The sequence below is a fragment of the Bradyrhizobium sp. JYMT SZCCT0428 genome, from assembly GCF_018131075.1.
In the GTDB taxonomy this organism is placed as follows: domain Bacteria; phylum Pseudomonadota; class Alphaproteobacteria; order Rhizobiales; family Xanthobacteraceae; genus Bradyrhizobium.
Map to the genome: position 1 here is coordinate 174,258 of NZ_JAFCLS010000003.1, position 19,268 is coordinate 193,525.

The 19,268-nt window shown below is 64.1% G+C and carries 16 protein-coding genes; 10 read left to right on the forward strand and 6 right to left on the reverse strand.

Annotated elements, in window-relative coordinates; genetic code table 11:
- Nucleotides 1–10: 10 nt before the first annotated feature.
- A complete protein-coding gene (locus JQ575_RS04270) occupies nt 11–181 on the reverse strand; it encodes a hypothetical protein (protein ID WP_212032017.1) in 171 nt (56 codons plus the stop codon).
- A 483-nt stretch (nt 182–664) separates the two neighbouring features.
- Between JQ575_RS04270 and rpsA the strand changes: the two genes are divergently transcribed.
- The 10 genes from rpsA (at nt 665) to JQ575_RS04320 (ending at nt 10,687) form a co-directional block, all read left to right on the forward strand.
- Entirely contained in the window at nt 665–2,365 is a 1,701-nt protein-coding gene (rpsA, locus tag JQ575_RS04275) for a 30S ribosomal protein S1 (RefSeq protein WP_192736228.1), read from the forward strand.
- Between the two features lie 323 nt (nt 2,366–2,688).
- Entirely contained in the window at nt 2,689–3,669 is a 981-nt protein-coding gene (sppA, locus tag JQ575_RS04280; protein ID WP_212032018.1) for a signal peptide peptidase SppA, read from the forward strand.
- A gap of 172 nt (nt 3,670–3,841) precedes the next feature.
- Nucleotides 3,842–4,147 carry an integration host factor subunit beta gene (locus JQ575_RS04285; protein WP_192736230.1) on the forward strand — a complete coding sequence of 102 codons (306 nt, stop codon included), beginning with the start codon at nt 3,842–3,844 and terminating at the stop codon, nt 4,145–4,147.
- 154 nt (nt 4,148–4,301) lie between these two features.
- On the forward strand, nt 4,302–4,694 hold the full coding sequence (locus tag JQ575_RS04290) for a lipopolysaccharide assembly protein LapA domain-containing protein (RefSeq protein WP_212032019.1): 393 nt from the start codon (nt 4,302–4,304) through the stop codon (nt 4,692–4,694).
- 63 nt (nt 4,695–4,757) lie between these two features.
- Nucleotides 4,758–5,417: a phosphoribosylanthranilate isomerase gene (locus JQ575_RS04295; RefSeq protein ID WP_212032020.1), complete on the forward strand. Its 660-nt coding sequence runs from the start codon at nt 4,758–4,760 to the stop codon at nt 5,415–5,417.
- Nucleotides 5,414–6,643 (forward strand): tryptophan synthase subunit beta, encoded by a 1,230-nt coding sequence (gene trpB / locus JQ575_RS04300; protein ID WP_212032021.1) that lies wholly within the window; start codon nt 5,414–5,416, stop codon nt 6,641–6,643. Before JQ575_RS04295 ends, trpB begins: the two co-directional genes overlap by 4 nt.
- The gene (gene trpA, locus JQ575_RS04305) at nt 6,640–7,476 is read left to right on the forward strand and encodes a tryptophan synthase subunit alpha (RefSeq protein ID WP_212032022.1); all 837 of its coding nucleotides are present in this window, start codon (nt 6,640–6,642) and stop codon (nt 7,474–7,476) included. The genes trpB and trpA overlap by 4 nt, the downstream gene beginning before the upstream one ends.
- Before the next feature lie 102 nt (nt 7,477–7,578).
- Complete coding sequence (gene accD / locus JQ575_RS04310; RefSeq protein WP_192736235.1) at nt 7,579–8,520, forward strand: acetyl-CoA carboxylase, carboxyltransferase subunit beta; 942 nt, start codon at nt 7,579–7,581, stop codon at nt 8,518–8,520.
- Entirely contained in the window at nt 8,517–9,884 is a 1,368-nt protein-coding gene (locus JQ575_RS04315; protein WP_212032023.1) for a folylpolyglutamate synthase/dihydrofolate synthase family protein, read from the forward strand. The genes accD and JQ575_RS04315 overlap by 4 nt, the downstream gene beginning before the upstream one ends.
- 62 nt (nt 9,885–9,946) lie before the next feature.
- Entirely contained in the window at nt 9,947–10,687 is a 741-nt protein-coding gene (locus tag JQ575_RS04320; RefSeq protein ID WP_212032024.1) for a metallophosphoesterase, read from the forward strand.
- Nucleotides 10,688–10,744: 57 nt separating this feature from the next.
- On the opposite strand, the gene trxA is transcribed toward JQ575_RS04320, so the two are convergent.
- The 5 genes from trxA to JQ575_RS04345 all read right to left on the reverse strand — a co-directional run bounded on the left by trxA (nt 10,745) and on the right by JQ575_RS04345 (nt 19,203).
- The gene (trxA, locus tag JQ575_RS04325; RefSeq protein WP_192736238.1) at nt 10,745–11,065 is read right to left on the reverse strand and encodes a thioredoxin; all 321 of its coding nucleotides are present in this window, start codon (nt 11,063–11,065) and stop codon (nt 10,745–10,747) included.
- Between the two features lie 67 nt (nt 11,066–11,132).
- Nucleotides 11,133–14,660: a double-strand break repair helicase AddA gene (gene addA, locus JQ575_RS04330; protein ID WP_212032025.1), complete on the reverse strand. Its 3,528-nt coding sequence runs from the start codon at nt 14,658–14,660 to the stop codon at nt 11,133–11,135.
- Entirely contained in the window at nt 14,654–17,800 is a 3,147-nt protein-coding gene (gene addB, locus JQ575_RS04335) for a double-strand break repair protein AddB (protein ID WP_212032026.1), read from the reverse strand. Before addB ends, addA begins: the two co-directional genes overlap by 7 nt.
- Nucleotides 17,801–18,015: 215 nt before the next feature.
- Complete coding sequence (locus JQ575_RS04340) at nt 18,016–18,738, reverse strand: nucleotidyltransferase family protein (RefSeq protein WP_212032027.1); 723 nt, start codon at nt 18,736–18,738, stop codon at nt 18,016–18,018.
- A 138-nt stretch (nt 18,739–18,876) separates the two neighbouring features.
- Nucleotides 18,877–19,203 carry a PilZ domain-containing protein gene (locus tag JQ575_RS04345; protein ID WP_212032028.1) on the reverse strand — a complete coding sequence of 109 codons (327 nt, stop codon included), beginning with the start codon at nt 19,201–19,203 and terminating at the stop codon, nt 18,877–18,879.
- Nucleotides 19,204–19,268: the final 65 nt, after the last annotated feature.

Genomic DNA, 19,268 nt, shown 5'->3' on the forward strand with positions numbered 1-19,268 from the left:
AGTTTTTGGTCTAATTCTTCGAGCGGTCGCGGTCGAACGGCAACCGCTGTTCGGCCATCAGCACGGGCTTCGATTTGGCCGCGGCAACCGCCTTATCGGTCGCAAAATAGGCCGACTTGCCGGCAACGGCCGTAGCGACGGTAAATACCGCGATTGCGGTCAGAGCGATCAGGCTCTTCATGGTGGCACTCCCCCTGTTTTTGAACCGTGTCATCGTCGGGGGCGGCCCTTAAGGTCGGGTTCCATCGCGCCTGACACCGCGGGCCTTTTGCGTCATGCGGTGAACAAGGCGTTGAAAACATGGGCCCATGGCGAGCATCCGTCAGCGTTAAAGCCCCGTAAATCGGGCATTTCCGCTTGCCGAAAAGACCCCTTGGGGCTATATCACCGGCCATCCGGGCCGCCATCGATGAGATCAGGGCTGTCCGAGCGGGCCGGCAGGCGGTTTTAGCCCCTGCCGTCATTGGAGGAACGCCCGCTCCAGGTTCTTGAAGTCGATATTTCAGGCCCCGGATATTTCAACGTATCGAACGTGCAGGCATGCTGCCGGCCCGCTTTTGCGCCTCCCGCAAGAGCGGTCGTTAGGGTTTGCGGACCCCTGACACTTCACGCGCGATACGCCCCTTAACCCGAATGGCCGGCGATACCCGCATCTGGAGAACAAATGGCTTCGACTGCTGCTTCTTATAATCCTACCCGCGACGATTTCGCTGCGATGCTGGACGAATCCTTCGCCGGCGGCAATTTGCAGGAAAGCTCCGTCATCAAGGGCAAGGTAGTTGCAATTGAAAAGGACATGGCCGTCATCGACGTCGGCCTGAAGACCGAAGGCCGCGTGGCGCTGCGTGAATTCGCAGGACCCGGCCGCGACAGCGAACTCAAGGTTGGCGACGAAGTCGAGGTGTTCCTCGACCGGATCGAGAATGCGCTCGGCGAAGCCGTGCTGTCGCGCGACAAGGCGCGCCGCGAGGAAAGCTGGGGCAAGCTCGAGAAGGCCTTCAACAACAACGAGAAGGTTCACGGCGTCATCTTCAACCAGGTCAAGGGCGGCTTCACCGTCGATCTCGACGGCGCGGTGGCCTTCCTGCCGCGTTCGCAGGTCGATATCCGCCCGATCCGCGACGTCGCGCCGCTGATGAACAATTCGCAGCCGTTCCAGATCCTCAAGATGGATCGCCGCCGCGGCAACATCGTGGTGTCGCGCCGCACGGTTCTCGAAGAAACGCGCGCCGAGCAGCGCCAGGAACTGGTGCAGAACCTCGAAGAGGGTCAGGTGATCGACGGCGTGGTCAAGAACATCACCGATTACGGTGCGTTCGTTGATCTCGGCGGCATCGACGGCCTCTTGCACGTCACCGATATCGCCTGGCGCCGGGTCAATCACCCGACCGAGGTGCTCACCATCGGCCAGACCGTCAAGGTCAAGATCATCAAGATCAACCACGAGACCCACCGTATCTCGCTCGGCATGAAGCAGCTGCTGGACGATCCGTGGCAGGGCATCGAGGCGAAGTATCCGCTGAACGCGCGCTTCACCGGCCGCGTCACCAACATCACCGACTACGGCGCGTTCGTCGAACTGGAGCCGGGCATCGAAGGCCTGATCCACGTCTCGGAAATGTCGTGGACCAAGAAGAACATGCACCCCGGCAAGATCGTTTCGACCTCGCAGGAAGTCGAAGTGCAGGTTCTCGAAGTGGATTCGGTCAAGCGCCGCATCTCGCTCGGCCTCAAGCAGACCATGCGCAATCCCTGGGAGGTCTTCGTCGAGAAGTTCCCGGTCGGTGCGACCGTCGAAGGCGAGGTCAAGAACAAGACCGAGTTCGGTCTGTTCCTCGGTCTCGACGGCGACGTCGACGGCATGGTCCATCTCTCCGACCTCGACTGGAAGCTTCCGGGCGAGCAGGTGATCGACAACTTCAAGAAGGGCGACATGGTCAAGGCCGTGGTGCTCGACGTCGATGTCGAAAAGGAGCGCATCTCGCTCGGCGTCAAGCAGCTCGAAGGCGACCCCTTCGCAGAGCCGGGCGACGTCAAGAAGGGCGCGGTCGTGACCTGCGAAGTGCTCGAAGTGAAGGAAGCCGGCATCGAGGTGAAGATCTCGGGAACCGATTTCTCCACCTTCATCAAGCGGTCGGAACTCGCCCGCGACCGCAACGATCAGCGCGCCGAGCGTTTCGCCGTCGGCGAGAAGGTCGATGCCCGCGTGATCCAGTTCGACAAGAAGGCCCGCAAGGTGCAGGTCTCGATCAAGGCGCTGGAAGTTGCCGAAGAGAAGGAAGCCATCGCACAGTACGGTTCCTCCGATTCGGGAGCGACGCTGGGCGACATTCTCGGCACCGCGCTCAAGAACCGCGACAAGTAAGCGCAGCTTCCCTGTTCGCAAAGACCAGGCCCCGGTTTCGACCGGGGCCTTTTTTGTTGTTTCCCTTCTCCCCTTTTCGGGAGGGCGTAGCCCGGATGGAGCCACCGGGTCGCGCGAATGCGCGCCCGATGACAGGCTCCACGAAATCCGGGGCTGTCTTGCCGCGGGTCGACCTGTCCCGGATTGCGCTGCACTCCATCCGGGCTACAAACGCAAGCTAACGGGCCTTGTTTTCTTCATATTGCGTCGCAATTGTTGTAATTGGATAACGCGCTGGTGACGCTGCGAAGGCAAAACGCGCTGCTGACCTCAGGAGAATTTCGATGTCGCTCGATTCGGACGTGATCGTCGATCGCCGCAGGATACGCCGCAAGCTGACTTTCTGGCGCCTGGTGGCGGCCGTGGTCGTGCTTGCCGCGGTCGTTGTCGTCGGTGTGCTGGCGACACCCGCCGGCCGCTCGTCGCTGTCGGTGTCCGGCTCGATCGCCCGGGTCAATATCGAAGGCCTCATTCGCAGCGATCAGCAACGCGTCGAGGCGCTGGAGCGGCTGGAGAAATCATCGGCCGCCGCCGTCATCGTGCATATCAATTCGCCGGGTGGCACCACCGCCGGCTCCGAGCAGCTCTATGATGCGCTGACGCGGCTGAAGGCCAAGAAGCCGCTGGTCGTGGTGGTCGAGGGGCTGGCCGCCTCGGGCGGTTACATCGGGGCGCTTGCGGCCGATCACATCATTGCGCAGCAGAGCTCACTGGTCGGCTCGATCGGCGTGCTGTTTCAGTTTCCGAATTTCACCGAGTTGATGAAGACCGTCGGCGTCAAGGTCGAGGAAGTGAAATCCTCGCCGCTCAAGGCGGCGCCGAACGGCTTTGAGCCAACCAGCCCGGAGGCGCGGGCGGCACTCGACGCGCTGGTCAAGGACTCTTACGCCTGGTTCCGCGGCCTCGTGAAGACGCGGCGCGGCATGGACGAGGCGTTGCTCGAAAAAGTCGCGGACGGACGCGTGTTCACCGGCCGCCAGGCGGTCGAGCTGAAGCTGGTCGATCAGCTCGGCGACGAGAAAACCGCGGTGGCATGGCTGGTCGCCGAGAAGAAGATCAAGAGCGATCTGCCGGTGCGCGATTTCAAGCTGACCCCGCGCTTCGGCGACATGACTTTCCTGCGCGCAGTCGCGTCCGTCAGCTTCGATGCGCTCGGCCTGAGCGCGATCGCGCGTCAGATCGAGCAGGCCGGCGTCACAGGAGCCGTCGACCAGCTGGCGCTGGACGGTATGCTGGCACTGTGGCGGCCCGCGGCCTCCAATTGAAGCTGCGCAGGCGAGGTTTGGCGCGGTCCTCCCGCATTGCGGGTGTTGCGACAACCCCTTTCCGGGCCATTTGTCACGTCATTTCGCGTGGCCCAAAATTGATTTAGCGTCTTGACAGTTCAAGGCATTTTCACGGAAATGGAAGTCCGCACGACAGTGGACCCCAGTCTCGATGATCAAATCCGAACTTGTTCAGCGCATCGCCGAGCACAACCCGCATCTTTATCAGCGGGATGTGGAGAACATTGTAAACGCGATTCTCGATGAGATCGTCGCTGCCCTGGCGCGCGGCGACCGTGTCGAGCTCCGCGGTTTCGGCGCTTTCTCGGTCAAGCATCGTCCAGCCCGCGCAGGGCGCAATCCACGCACCGGCGCGCATGTGCCGGTCGATCAGAAGAGCGTCCCGTTTTTCAAGACGGGCAAGGAAATGCGTGAGCGGCTGAACCGCGAAGGCGGTTCGCCCGAGGCCGGCGCGTAACCATAGCGTTTTCAAGCGAAGTGGACCCCGGTTCGCGTGAAGAAAACGCGTCAGGTAAAAGACCCCACCGGGTTCTGACGATCGGGTGCCGCGTTGCGGGACACGTGCCCGCCGACGTCAGCTGCTTCGAGAGTCCGCACTGCGAGAGATGGTCATGCGAAAATTCTTCTCGGCGCTGGTCGTCATTCCCCTAGGCGTCATCTTCATCGTCTTTGCGGTCGCCAACCGTCATTCGGTGACGGTGTCGTTCGATCCGTTCGATTCCGTCAATCCGTCGGTCGCGGTGTCGATGCCGCTGTTCGTCGTGATTATTGCAGTCGCGATTTTGGGGGTCGCGGCAGGCGGCATGGCGACCTGGTTCCGCCAGCGCCGCTGGCGCCGCGCCGCACGCCGGCACGAGGCCGAGGCCCGGCGGGCGCGGTCGGAAATAGCCGATCTGCGCGCCGCGGAGGCGGTCTCCCGGGGCGGGGTGCCGCAGCTTGCGGCACCGGCGCCGCGCGGCATTTACGGGGCCGCCGGGCGAGACAAGCAGGGCGCGACGTTGTAGAACCCGCCCAATCAGCTCCGTTCCACCCCGTTCTGGCGGCTTGAAAGCCGCGCCTGAGAGACCATGTCCCTGCTCGTCAAAATTTGCGGCCTGTCCACGCGCGAGACGCTCGACGTCGCACTCGGGGCTGGCGCTGACATGGTCGGGTTCGTGTTCTTCCCCCCGTCGCCGCGGCATGTCAGCCTCGAGACCGCGCGCGAGCTCGGCAAGCAGGCCAAGGGCCGCTCCGTCAAGGTGGCGCTCACGGTCGATGCCGACGACGCGACGCTCGAGAATATCGTCGAGACCCTGCGGCCGGACATGTTGCAACTGCACGGCAAGGAAACCACCGCGCGGCTGCGCGACATCAAACAAAAGTTCGGCCTGCCGCTGATGAAAGCGCTTCCGGTCGAGACCGCGGCCGATCTCGCGCCGCTCGCAGGCTATGCTGCGGTCGCCGACCGCATCCTGTTCGACGCCCGTGCGCCAAAAGAGGCTACCCGCCCGGGCGGGTTGGGGGCCGTGTTCGACTGGCACCTGCTTGAAAAGCTCGACCTCGAACTGCCGTTCATGGTTTCGGGCGGGCTCAACGCCTCCAACATCGCCGAGGCCGTTCGCGTCACGCGTACGGGCGGCGTCGATGTGTCCTCGGGCGTCGAGCGTTCGCCCGGCGTCAAGGATCCCGACATGATCCGCGATTTTATCCGCGCTGCGCGCGCCACCGAAGAATTGATGGTCCGATGAATCCAGGTCAGTCAAATCCCTTGCCAAACTCCTTCCGCACCGGCCCCGACGAGCGCGGGCATTTCGGCAATTTCGGTGGCCGCTTCGTTGCCGAAACGCTGATGCCGCTGATCCTGGATCTGGAGAAGGCCTACGCCAAGGCCAAGGCCGATCCGTCGTTCGCTGCGGAAATGAAGGGCTTTCTCAAGCACTATGTCGGCCGGCCGTCGCCGCTGTACTTCGCCGAGCGCCTGACCGAGCATCTCGGCGGCGCAAAGGTCTATTTCAAGCGCGAGGAGCTCAACCACACCGGCTCGCACAAGGTCAATAATGTGCTCGGCCAGATCATGGTCGCGCGCCGGATGGGCAAGAAGCGCATCATCGCCGAGACTGGCGCCGGCCAGCACGGCGTCGCCACTGCGACTTTGTGCGCGCGGTTCGGATTGGAATGCATCGTCTATATGGGCGCGGTCGACGTCGCGCGTCAGGCGCCCAACGTGTTCCGCATGGAAATGCTCGGTGCCAAGGTGATCCCGGTTCAATCAGGGACGCGCACACTGAAGGACGCGATGAACGAGGCGCTGCGCGATTGGGTCACCAACGTGCACAACACCTTCTACTGCATCGGTACGATCGCCGGGCCGCATCCCTATCCGATGATGGTGCGCGATTTCCAGTGCGTAATCGGTGACGAAACCCGCGAGCAGATGCAGGAAGCCGAGGGCCGGCTGCCGGATTCGCTGGTCGCCTGCATCGGTGGCGGCTCCAATGCGATGGGCCTGTTTCATCCCTTCCTCGACGAGCCCTCGGTCGAAATCTTCGGCGTCGAGGCGGCGGGCCACGGCCTGACCCAGCTGCATGCGGCCTCGATCGCGGGCGGCAGGGCCGGCGTGCTGCATGGCAACCGTACCTATTTGTTGATGGACGATGACGGCCAGATCCAGGACGCGCATTCGATCTCGGCGGGACTGGATTACCCCGGCATCGGGCCGGAGCATTCCTGGCTCTATGAGAACGGCCGGGTCACCTATCTCAGCGCCACCGACGACGAGGCGCTCGCCGCGTTCCAATTGCTGTCGCGGCTGGAGGGCATCATACCCGCGCTGGAATCGGCCCACGCCATCGCCAAGGTTGTGGAGCTCGCGCCGAAGCGGCCCAGGGATCATTTGATGGTCGTCAATCTCTCGGGCCGCGGTGACAAGGACATCCCGCAGGTCGCTGAAATCTTGAAGGGTGAGAAGAAGTGAGTACCCGTATCGACGCGCGCTTCGCCGAACTCGCCAAGCAGGGCCGCTCGGCCTTCGTCACTTACATGATGGCGGGTGATCCCGATCCGAAGACCTCGCTCGACATCATCAAGGCGCTGCCGAACGCGGGCGCCGACATCATTGAGCTCGGCGTGCCCTTTACCGATCCAATGGCCGACGGGCCGTCGATCCAGGCAGCAGGGCTGCGCGCGCTGAAGGCCGGGATGACCTTGAAGAAGACGCTGGAGATGGTGCGCGACTTCCGCAAGGACGATGAAGTCACGCCGATTGTGCTGATGGGCTATTACAATCCGATCTACATTTACGGCGTCGACAAGTTTCTCGCCGATGCAAAAACGGCCGGTGTCGATGGCCTGATCATTGTCGACCTGCCGCCGGAAGAAGATGACGAGTTGTGCCTGCCGGCGATGAAGGCCGGCTTGAATTTCATCCGTCTGGCGACACCAACCACAGACGACAAGCGACTGCCGGCGGTGCTCGCGAACACGTCCGGCTTTGTCTATTACGTCTCGATTACCGGCATCACCGGCAGTGCAAGTGCGGATTCCAACGTGGTGGGCGAGGCGGTGGCCCGGATCAAGCGGCACACCAGGCTGCCGGTTTGCGTCGGCTTCGGCATTCGTACCCCGGATGCCGCGCGTGCAATCGCCGAGCGGGCCAACGGTGCTGTGGTCGGCACTGCGCTGGTCGATGCTTTGCGCGGCACTCTCGACGCCGAGGGGCGGGCAACCGGAAAATCGGTCGCCGCCGTTGCCGATCTCGTTACCGCCCTGGCCCAAGGCGTCCGGGGCGCCAAACAGGCCGCAGAATAAGCCATAATTGCGTGGAATGAGGCGCTACCAGCGGCTTGCCGGGTCCGATCCGGGCCGCCATATATTGCAGCTGATGCGTCCAACCGCATTTCGGAGCGAAACATGAATTGGCTCACCAACGTCGTCCGGCCGAAGATCCGCAGCATCCTGCGCCGCGAGACGCCGGAGAATCTGTGGATCAAGTGCCCGGATTCCGGGCAGCTGGTGTTCTACAAGGACGTCGAGGCCAACCAGTTCGTGATTCCCGGCTCGAACTATCACATGCGCATGGGCGCGGTGGCGCGGCTGAAGTCGATCTTCGACAACGAGACCTGGTACGATATCGCGCTGCCTGACGTGACCGCCGATCCGCTGAAGTTTCGCGACGAGCGCAAATATGCCGACCGCATCAAGGATGCGCGCGCCAAGACCGGATTGAACGACGCCATCAAGGTCGGCTACGGCAAGCTCGAAGGCGCCGGCGTCGTCGTGGCCGTGCAGGATTTCGATTTCATGGGCGGTTCGCTCGGCATGGCCGCGGGTGAGGCGATCGTGCGCGGGCTCGAGCTCGCGGTCGAGAAGAAATCGCCGTTCATCGTGTTCGCAGCCTCGGGCGGCGCGCGGATGCAGGAAGGCATTTTGTCGCTGATGCAGATGCCGCGCACCACGGTCGGTGTGCAGATGCTGCGCGAAGCAAAGCTGCCCTACATCGTCGTGCTGACCAACCCGACCACCGGCGGCGTCACCGCGTCCTACGCCATGCTGGGCGACGTGCAGATCGCCGAACCCGGCGCGCTGATCGGATTCGCCGGCGCGCGCGTCATCGAACAGACCATTCGCGAGAAGCTGCCGGAAGGTTTTCAGCGCGCCGAATATCTGCGTGACCACGGCATGGTCGACATGGTGGTGCACCGCCACGAAATGCGTCCCACCCTGGCGCGGCTGTGCCGGCTGCTGACGAAGTCGCCGGCGCCTGATGTTGCGTCGAAAGCCGTGCCGCAGGTCACCGACCCGGCCCAGATCGTCTCGGCGCCGGAAGCGGTGCCGGCCGCACCCCACGCGTGAACGCACCCGCCGCCAGACCGCAGCCTTCGCTCGACGAATTGATCGCGCGGCTGTCGGCGCTCCATCCCAGCCGCATCGATCTCGGTCTCGATCGCATGCAGGCCCTGCTGGCGCGGCTCGACCATCCTGAAAGCAAGCTGCCGCCGGTGATTCACGTCGCCGGTACCAATGGCAAGGGTTCCACCATTGCCTATCTGCGCGCGATCCTGGAGGCCGCGGGCCTGCGCGTCCACGTCTATACCTCGCCCTATCTGGTGCGGATCAACGAATGTTTTCGTCTTGGCCGCAGCGGTGGTGGCGTGCTGGTCGATGACGATGAATTGTGCGCCGTGCTGGAGGATTGCGAGCGCGCCAACGCGGGCGATCCAATCACGATTTTCGAGATCGAAACCGCGGCGGCGTTTTGTTTGTTTGCACGGCATCCGGCCGATGTCGTGCTGCTGGAAGTCGGCCTCGGCGGACGGCTGGACGCCACCAATGTGATCGACGCGCCGCTCGCGTGCGTGATTGCGCCGGTCAGCATGGATCATACGGAATTCCTCGGTAATTCGCTGACTGCGATCGCCGGTGAGAAAGCTGCCATCATCAAGCGCAATGTGCCGGTGGTTTGTGCCGAGCAGGCGCCGGAAGCGATTGATGTGATCGAGGCGCAGGCGCGCCGCATGCGCGCGCCGCTGCATGCGGCCGGCCAGCAATGGCATGTCAGCGTCGAACACGGCCGGCTGGTCTATCAGGACGATCGCGGCCTGATGGATCTGGTGGCGCCAAAACTGTTCGGCCGGCATCAGTTCGACAATGCCGGGCTCGCGATCGCGACCTTGCGTGCGCTCGACGCCTTCAAGATCGGCATGCCCCATTTCGAGGCCGGCATTGTCAACGCCGAATGGCCGGCGCGGATGCAGCGCCTGGTCGCGGGCGCGCTTGTCGAGCAGGGACCGCAGGGCTGCGAGATCTGGCTCGATGGCGGCCACAATGCCGAAGGCGGGCGCGTTGCCGCAGCGGCGCTGGGCGATCTCGAGGAGCGGGTATCGCGGCCGCTGGTCGTCATAACAGGCATGATGGCGAACAAGGATGCGGGCGCGTTCCTCGCCAATTTCGCCGGGCTGACGCGCCATATCATGGCGGTGCCGATCCCCGGTCGCGACAATGCAAGCTCGATGGCCATGGCGGCGTCGATGCCGCCGGACCGGCTGGCGGATGCCGCCCGCGCGCTGGGCATGCGCGTGGAGAACGCCGCCAGCGTCGAAGCCGCGCTTCAAACACTGTCGAAACTGGCTTACGAAGTGCCGCCGCGCATTCTGATCACAGGATCGCTCTACCTCGCAGGCCACGTGCTGGCCCGCAATGGCACGCCGCCTGCATGAGGTCCTCGTGTCCCGGACGCGGTGCAGCGTCCTTCACGCTGCGATAGTAATTGGAATGAATAATGCGCTTTGCCGCGATTGCCGATGTGCACGGAAATTATCTCGCGCTGGAAGCTGTCATCGCCGACATCCGCGCGCAGGGCATCAAAGAGATCGTCAATCTCGGCGACATGGCGAGCGGACCGCTCGATGCGCGGCGTACCATGGACGCCCTGATGGCGCTCGATGCCGTACACGTGCTCGGCAACCACGACCGCTATCTGATCGACCGGCCGCCGGAGAAGATGGGTTCCTGGGACCGGCCGGCGCATGCGCAACTCGACAAGACCCATCTCGACTGGCTGCGCGCGCTGCCGCCAACGCGCGTCTATCGCGACCTTGTGTTTCTCTGCCACGCGACACCCGCGCATGACGAAGTCTATTGGCTGGACACGGTGATATCAGACGGCACCGTTTGCATGGCCTCGCTCGATGCGATTGAGAAGCAGGCCGAAGGGATCACGCAGCCGCTGATCCTGTGCGCCCACACCCATGTCGCGCGCACGGTGCGGCTTCGTGACGGCCGCCTAATCGTCAATCCCGGCAGCGTCGGCTCGCCCGGCTATCGCGACACCCATCCGTTTCCGCATGTGATCGAAGCCGGCACGCCGGACGCGCGCTACGCGATCCTCGAACTGGCCGATGGAGCTTGGCGCGTGACGTTCCGCCATGTGCCCTACGACCATGAGGCGATGGCGGCCCTGGCGCGGCAGAACGGCCAGCTTGAGTTGGCCTCCGCACTGGCGACGGGATGGATTACCTGAAAAACAAAACGGCCGGCGGTAAGCCGGCCGTTTCCAATAACAATCGGTCGAAGCCGATCAGACCGCGGCAGTGATCCATTGCTGCAGCTTCGCCTTCGGCGCGGCGCCGACCTGGCGGGAGGCCATCTCGCCGCCCTTGAAGATCATCAGGGTCGGGATCGACATCACGCCGTATTTCGAGGCCGTCTTCGGGCTCTCGTCGACGTTCAGCTTCACGATCTTGACCTTGTCGCCCATCGCGCCGGAAATCTCGTCGAGCGCCGGGGCGATCATGCGGCAGGGGCCGCACCATTCGGCCCAGAAATCCACGACCACCGGCCCGGTCGCGTTGAGCACTTCGGCTTCGAAATCGGCGTCAGAAACCTTGCCAACGGCCATGGGAATACCTCGTTCGGTTGAAAACGGCGCGCGGATGAGAATCGCGCCTCGGATCATATTGACGAACCTATGAACGCGACCTTGCCGGGTCAAGCGCGGTCACGTCGAGATGATAGGATGCCAGCGCCGCGTCCAGCGCGGGGGCGGAAATCTCCATCAAATCAGTCGCTTCAGTCCAAAGCAGTGCGGCCCGGACCGGCAGCTGGGGATAAAGTTTGGCAAGTACCGCCCGGTAGAGCGCGAGCTGGCGGACATAGCCCCGGGGAGCCTCGTCCGCGGTTTTGGGCGGGGCGTGGTTGGTCTTGTAATCGACGATCAAAACCTCCCGCTCGGTTACCACCAGCCGGTCGATCTGGCCGGAAACCAGCGCCGGCGGCTGCCCGGGCCGGTCCAGCCGCCCCACGATCGAGACCTCAGCCTGGCTGCCCGGCGCAAAGGCGTGCGCAAAGCGGGCATCCGCAATCAGCGCCAGCGCTTTTTCTGCCAGCGTGAGCCGTTCGTCCTCGGTCCAACCATCGGCGTTGCGGGCGAGATACGACAGCGCGGCCTCCCGGCGGCGTTCGGCGGCGATATCGGGCAGCGACTGCAGCAACCGGTGCACCAGCGTGCCGCGCTTGAGCGCCTTGGCGCGGACGAGGATCGATTCGCCTGACCGGACCGGATGGCTGTCGTCGTCAGCAGGATCGGACGGGCGCAGCAAACCCTCCGCCGGACGCTCCGGCTGCGCCGGGGTCAGCAACCACGATGGAAAATCGATCGATGGCGTCTTTGCCGGCGCAACCGATCCCGTGGCAGGCGCGACTTTCTCGGAACGAGAATAGCGTTTCACGACGCCGCTCGATGTCTTGATCTCCTCGAGCTGCAATTCGGAACGGTCGAGGCCCTTGCCGATAAGATCATACCAGGAGGAGGGGCGAACGTCCTTCCTGTTGCCGGGCATGCAGCCACCGACGATCAGGCGATCGGCCGCGCGCGTCATCGCCACGTAAAGCAGGCGGCGGTATTCATCCTCGGTATCGCCTAGCATCGCCGCCCGTGCGGTGACGAGGGCAGGGGGATCCTCTGCCTTGCGGCCGGCCCAAACCACGATCCCGGGGGTGTGCGGACCAGCATTGCCCTGCGGCAGGTTGATGAGTCGCAGCCGCTGCGTATCCGAGGGAGATGTCGTGGTGTCGACCAGGAACACCACGGACGCCTCCAGGCCCTTGGCGCCATGCACGGTCATGACGCGAACTTCGTCGCGCGAGATTTCCATGTCGCGCTTGACCTCGGTGTCGGCCGCACGCAGCCACGCCATGAAGCCCTGCAGCGAGGCCGGCGCCTTGCGCTCGTAGCTCAGCGCAAGTTCCAGAAATTCATCGAGCGCATCATTGGCTTCATGCCCGAGCCGGTTCAGGATCCGCGCACGGCCGCCGTCGCCGCCAAGCAGCCAGGAATAGAAGGCAAACGGCGTCGCGTTGGCGACGCGTCGCTCGCATTGCTCCAGTCGCCAGAGCGCGTCCCTCAGCCCTGCATCGGTCGCGGCCCGCGCGCTCAGTGCCGCGCGCAACGATCCCTTGCGCTGCCACGCCAGCTTGAACAGATCGTCGTCGGTGAGGCCGAACAGCGGGCTCTTCAGGGCGACCGCCAGCGCCAGATCGTCCTGCGGCAGCAGCAGCGCGTCCGCCAGATTCATCAGGTCGATGGCCGCGATGTGCTCAGTCAGTTTGAGTCGGTCGGCGCCGGCAACCGGGACATTTGCGTGCTTCAACGCCTGGATCACCGCATCGAACGCATTGCCACGCCGGCGCACCAGCACCAGCATGTCGCCATATCGCAGTGGACGGCGGCTAGCTGCGCTGCCGGTCATGGTGCCGCTTTCGACCAGCGCTTTGATCTCGGCTTGAATCCGCCGGGCGAGCTTTACCTCGGGACTGGTCACTGCGACGCCGTCGAACGGCGCGCGCCAGCCTTCCATATCAGGCCTGTCGTCGGCTACGGCCAATTCCCAGAGATCGATCAGGCTGGGACCGGCGTCTTCCAGCGCATGATGGATCGGGTATCCGTTCTCGACCGCGTGGATACTGCGGAATATCTCCTGCTCGCGGAAAACATGATCGACCGAATGCAGGATCGCCGGCCCGGAACGAAACGAATAGTTGAAAGATACCGGATCGAATTTCAGGCCGGCATCCTCGAATTTCTTCTTCAGCGCCCGCCGACGCAGGTCGAACTCACGGGGGGCCGCGCCCTGAAACGAAAAGATCGACTGTTTCTCGTCGCCGACCGCGAACACGGTGCGCATCACGCCGTCGCGTGCGCCGGCGCCGGAGGTGAATTCGGAAATGATGTGCGCGACAATGTCCCATTGCCGCGGACTGGTGTCCTGCGCCTCGTCGATCAGCACATGATCGACGCCGCGGTCGAGCTTGTAATGGACCCAGCCGGAGGAGACGCGGTCCAGCATCTGAAGCGTCTTGTCGATCAGATCGTCATAATCGAGCAGTCCACGTTCCAGCTTCTCGCGCCGGTAATTCGCGGCAGAAGCGGTTGCGATATGCAGCAGCGCCTCGGTGCGGTCGCGGGCCGTCACGGCGCGGCGGCGTTCGATCAGCGGCGCGATGCGATCGGCCTCGGATTCGAACAGGCGACCAATGGCCGGATTGTTGTCGACGAATTTTTTCGTCACCACCGATTTGCGGCGCGTGCGGTCGGCCTCGGTTAGAAACACGCCGAGATATTCTTCGACCTGCGCAGCGCCGGTGAACATCAGTCCTGAACGAAGCCGGGCGGCCTGATCCTGGTCGGTCTTGCTTCCGGTGTCGAGAACGCGCGCGATCGCCTCCCATTCAGATTGCGGCAGGTTCGGTCCATCGACGATGTCGCGCTCGACATCTTCGATGCGGTCCTCGGGATCGACACCCAGAGCTGCGGAGGTCTGCCTCGCCGCGGCGTGGGCGCTGCCGGCGGTGTCCGTCCATGCCATGAAATGATCGCGGCTCAGGCAAGCCTCGCGCACAACCTCCTTGAAGGTGACGTCGGCGGCACTGGCCATCGCCATCCGGAGCGCCCGGCCGGTCGCGCTGTCGGGGTGGCGCGATGCCTCCAGAAACACCGCGAGATTGGCGCGCTCCATCATCTCGTTCTGGTCGCGGTCGTCGAGCACGGCGAAGCGCGCGGGCACATTGGCCTCGAACGGGAATTGCTGCAGCAGGCGCGTGCACAGCGCGTGGATGGTCTGCACTTTCAGCCCGCCCGGCGTCTCCAGCGCGCAAGCAAAGAGCTGCCGCGCCGACTTTCGCAATTTTGCATTGGGATTCGCAATTCCCGCTTCCTTGATCGCGGCATCCAGCGAAGCATCGTCGAGCGTGACCCAATGGCCGAGCGTCGAGAACACGCGTTCCGCCATATTGGCGGCGGCGGCCTTGGTGAAGGTGATACAGAGGATCTTTTCCGGCGCCACGCCACCCAGCAGCAGCCGGATCACGCGTTGCACCAGCACATGGGTCTTGCCCGAGCCGGCATTGGCCGACACGAACGAGGACGCCGCCGGATCGGACGCGCGCGCCTGGGTGTCGCGCACATTGGGCGGAATGATGCGGGGAGCCTTCACCATTCCTCGATCCCCAACCCGCCGGCCGCGGACCATTCCTTGATCCGGGCGAGATCGTCATAGGCGCCGTAGCGGTTCGACCACATCGACAGGTTCAACGAAGTGTAGGCCTGGTTCTCGTCCTCGAATTTGCGGATCAGTTTTTCCAGCTCCAGCCGCGCGTAATCCGCCGCCTCGTCCGGCGGCTGCGGCGTGTCGTTATTCCTGATCTTCAGTTCCAGCGAACGATGCTCGCCCGGCGGGTTGTTGCCGCTCAGCCTGACATAGGCGAGTTCGGCGACCGACGAATCCGCGCCGATATCCTTGAAGCCGCCTTCGCGCAGGATCGCGGCTTCGAGCGTGAGTTGCGGCGACAGTCCCATCCGCACCTGCTTGCCGGTCGGCGGCTGGCCCGTCTTGTAGTCGAGGATCGCGAAGCGGCCGTCAGCGCGCTGCTCGATGCGATCGGCGCGGGCTGAAAGGATGAAGGTTCGTTCGTTGTCGAGCGGAATGCCGATCTCGCCCCTGATCTCGGCGTCGATCCGGTGGATGTGATCGCGGCGCGCCAGTTCCCAGTCGGCGAACCATGAGGCGATGCGCTGGAACCGCGGCCACCACAGCGCCCGCGCCTCGGGGCGCTCCATCAACGGCGCAAAAAACTTCTCGCCGATGCCGCGCAGCGCGAGCGCAGGCTGGGCGGGCAATGTGTCGGCGAAGGTCTTTGTAAATTCGCCGAGCGCTTCATGGATCGCCGAGCCGCGATCAGCGGCTGACAGTGGCATATCGACGGGATCGAGCGGGTCGAGCCGCAGAATGTATTTCGCGTAGATCGTGTAGGGATCGCGCAGCCAGTCCTCGATCGCCGTCACCGACAATTTCAATGGGCGCGTCGCGCGCGGCGGCCTTGGCGCGGGCTGCGGGATCGGCTCGATCTTTGCCGGCCGGTCGAGTTCGGCGGCGAAGCGGATATAGTCCTCGCCGGCCTGCGTGGCTTGCTTCCAGTGCTCTTCGCCGGCGACGGCCTCGAGCCGGTGCAGGAAGCGCGAGGCCACCGCCGGCGCGCCGCCGACTTTCGCCGAATGGGTCAGGATGACGTCGGTGTGGCCGAGCAGTTGCGCGAAGTCATGCGCTGACAGCCCGATGCGCCGCTCCGGCAGATCGAGGCCGAGTTCATGCCGCATCGGCCGGCTCAACCACGGATCGATCCGCGGTGACGGTGGCCACACGCCTTCGACCAGCCCGCCCAGAATCACGCGATCGGATTCGGTCAAGCGTGCTTCGAGCTGGCCATAGATGTGCAGATGCGCGCTCGCCGATTCCGGCCGCCGCACCATGCGGTCGGCGAAGGCGGTCTGGAACAATTCGGGATAATCAGCGAGTTGCACCATCAGCCCGCTCGGTTTCTGTTCGCCCAACAGATCGGCAAACGCCGAGGCCAGCGCCGATCCCTGGGCGCCCTCGAACACGACGGTGATTTCGGTTGGATCGGATGACAGGGCCATCAACACCTCGCGGTGGCGGTGCGCCAGTTCAGCGAAGTCATAGGGCTGCGACGACGCCATGCTTTCCAGCGGCAATAGCGCCTGCTGCAGTGCCGAGATCAACGCTTGCGCCTGATCGAGTTCGTCATCCCGCAATCTGGCGCGCTGCTCGGACGCGTGGAGCGAGGAGGTCTCTCCATCCCTCAGTTTCCTGAGTTCAGCGCGAAAACGATCGAAGTCGCGCGCGAGGCCGTCACTTCCGGCTTGCGGCCGCGTACCGCGCAGCAGGGCCAGTTCCAGCACCTCGATGGCGTGTTTCAGCGCACCATGCGCGCCACCCAGCCGGAATAGCGGGTGCTTCATCAGCGCCAGCAAGGTCGGGGGCTCCAGCCCTTTCGCTGCGGCTTGCGCCACCAGCCGCGCAAAGATTCCGGCGGAGGTATCCATCAGCGCGTCACCGCCGGAATCGTCGAATTCGAGGTTCCAGCGGCCGAGTGCTGCCATCACCCGCCGCGCCAGCGCACGGTCCGGCGTCACCAATGCCGCCGATTTGCCGAGATGCCGCGCCTCGCGCATGGCGACGGCGATCGCCAGCGCCTCCATCTCCGGATTGGGCGCCGCGACCACCGCGAGGTTTTTCATGCCGCCCGAAATCTTCGCGGCAATGTCAGGCTGCTCCAGCCGGTCATGCCATTGTTCGGTCGCCGTCGACGGCCGCATCGTTTCGGAGACCAGCACGTCTCGTCCATCAGGCGCAGGCGTGCCCAGAATCTCGACGTCGCTGCGCTTGATACCGAACCGGTCCAAGAGCCCTTGCATGGCGAATTGCGGATGGTTCGAGGCCAGCGGCGTGGTGAATTTGCCCTGCGCGTCTCTGATGCCGCCGATGGTCTGCCAGGCCGCGTCATCGAGATCGGTATCCAAGCCCGGCAGCACCACCGCGCCCTGTTTGAGCCTGGCGACGACGTGCAGGAATTTGGCGGTCGCGGGCATCGAGCCGGTCGAACCCGCCGCGATCACCGGGCCCTTGTGGTGAGCAGTCAGGCGCGCGGCCTCGGCGTCGATCAGAAGGTCGCGCCGCGCCGCCGGTTCGATCCGTCCGATTTCGTGCAAATGCTGCGGCCACGCCTTGCGCGCGATGCGCAGGAATTCCAGAGAATGCTGCCAATATCGATCGAGCTGGTCCGGCACCAGTTTGTCGAGCGCATTCCAGTCGACGCCGCGGGTGACCATGTCGTCCATCAATCGCGCCAGATCGCCGGCCAGCGCCAGCGTCGAGGCAGGGCCGCCGACCACCAGCGGCGCGGAGACCGGCGTTTTGGCCCACGCCGCCACCAGATGGGCCAGCGTCAGCCGCCGCTCGAGCTCGCCGAGCCGCGGCGGAATGTCGAGCGGCGCCACGCCACCGAATTGTTCGGAGCTTTCGGCGAACGCCAGTTCGTCCTCGTCGATATCGCCGAGCGCCACGATGCGCGGCAGGATCGCAGCATCCGTCTTCATCTCGTCGAGAAAGATCTCCCGCGCCATCCGGCCGGCACGCCGGGTCGGCAGATAGAGCGTCGCCTGCGCCAGGTTCAGAGGATTGTTGCGCGCCTCGAATCCATCGACCAGCCGGCCATCGACCAGCGCCGCAATGACGGTGCGCAGAAGCGGCACGGATACGGGAACGCTGAAAACGCGCATGGGCTGCCTGATTCGAGGTCAGGGCAATATAGGGAGTGATGGCTCAATGGTCATGGGTGGGATGTAACTCTCCCACGTCGTCCCGGCCAAGCGAAGCGCGAGCCGGGACCCATAACCACAGGGACAGGTTTTGCGAAAGGTGTTTGCTACCGAGCCCTTATCGATAGATCACGCGGTATGGGTCCCGGCGTTCGCCGGGACGACAATGGAGAGGGCTACGCCACGCTCTCCAGATACGCCTCTTCGGCGGCCTGCACCGCCTCGGGGGTTCCGACATGCATCCAGACGCCGTCGAGCCGCAGGCCGAACAGCCGCTCTTGCTCATTGGCCTGGTCGAACAATTTCGTCAGCGAGAACTCGCCCGCAGGCGCATCGGTAAACAGGGACGGCGACATGATCGCGGCGCCGGCATAGACGAACGGCACGACCTGATGTTCGCGCCGCTTGCGCAGCGCGCCGTCCGGCAGCATCGAGTAATCGCCGCGACCGGCATAACCGATGCTGCTGGTGGTCGGCGCCATCAACAGCAGGATATCCATGCGCGCGGGATTGAAGGTCTCGGCCAGCCGCGTCAGATTGGGCCGCACGCCGTCGATCCACATGGTGTCGGCGTTGAGATGGAAGAACGGCTCTGTGCCGAGCAAGGGCAGGGCCTTCACGACGGCGCCGCCGGTGCCGAGCACCTGATCGCGCTCGTCGGAAATGGTGATGCGGGGGCGGGTCCGGGAGGCGGTATGCTCGATGATCTGGTCGGGCAGATAATGCACATTGACCACGGCTTCGCTGACACCGGCGCTGGCGAGCTTGTCCAGCACGTGATCGAGCAACGGCTGGCCCATCACGCGCACCAGCGGCTTTGGCATGTGGTCGGTCAAAGGGCGCATCCGCAGGCCGAGACCGGCGGCGAGGACCATGGCTTTCTTGGGCGTGACGGACATTTCCTGGAGTTCTCGAAACGGATCAGCGCTTCGGATCATATCACGGTGATTCGGTTGATCCAGCGACTGTGAGGCCATAGTCATTGCAGATGACGGCTGTAAGACGACGGCTGTAAGAGGATTTGGGCGCGGCGGGGCTCATGCTTCGGCGGTCTCCGCGCCGCGCTTGCCGGCCGCCTTTTTCTTCTTGTCGCCCTGCTTCAGGAAATTGACGCCGATCTGGTCGCCATTGACCCAGGCCAGTTCGCAGCGGCGGTAGGCCAGTCCCGTGGACGACAGCAGCAGGAAGAATTCCTTCAGGTGCAGACCCTCGACGGAACCTTCCACCGTCAGCTTGGCGCCGGTCTCGGAGACGTCTTCCATCACGCACTCACGGCGCCAGGTGCCGTCGATGCCCATCATATGCGCCGGATAACCGCGCTCGAATGTAACGCGATCTCCCTTGCGCCGTTCTGATGTCGCCATCGCCGTATTCCCGGATTTGAAGCAGCCGCTCGCACGCGCGGAGCATAGCCTTCGCCAGATTAGAA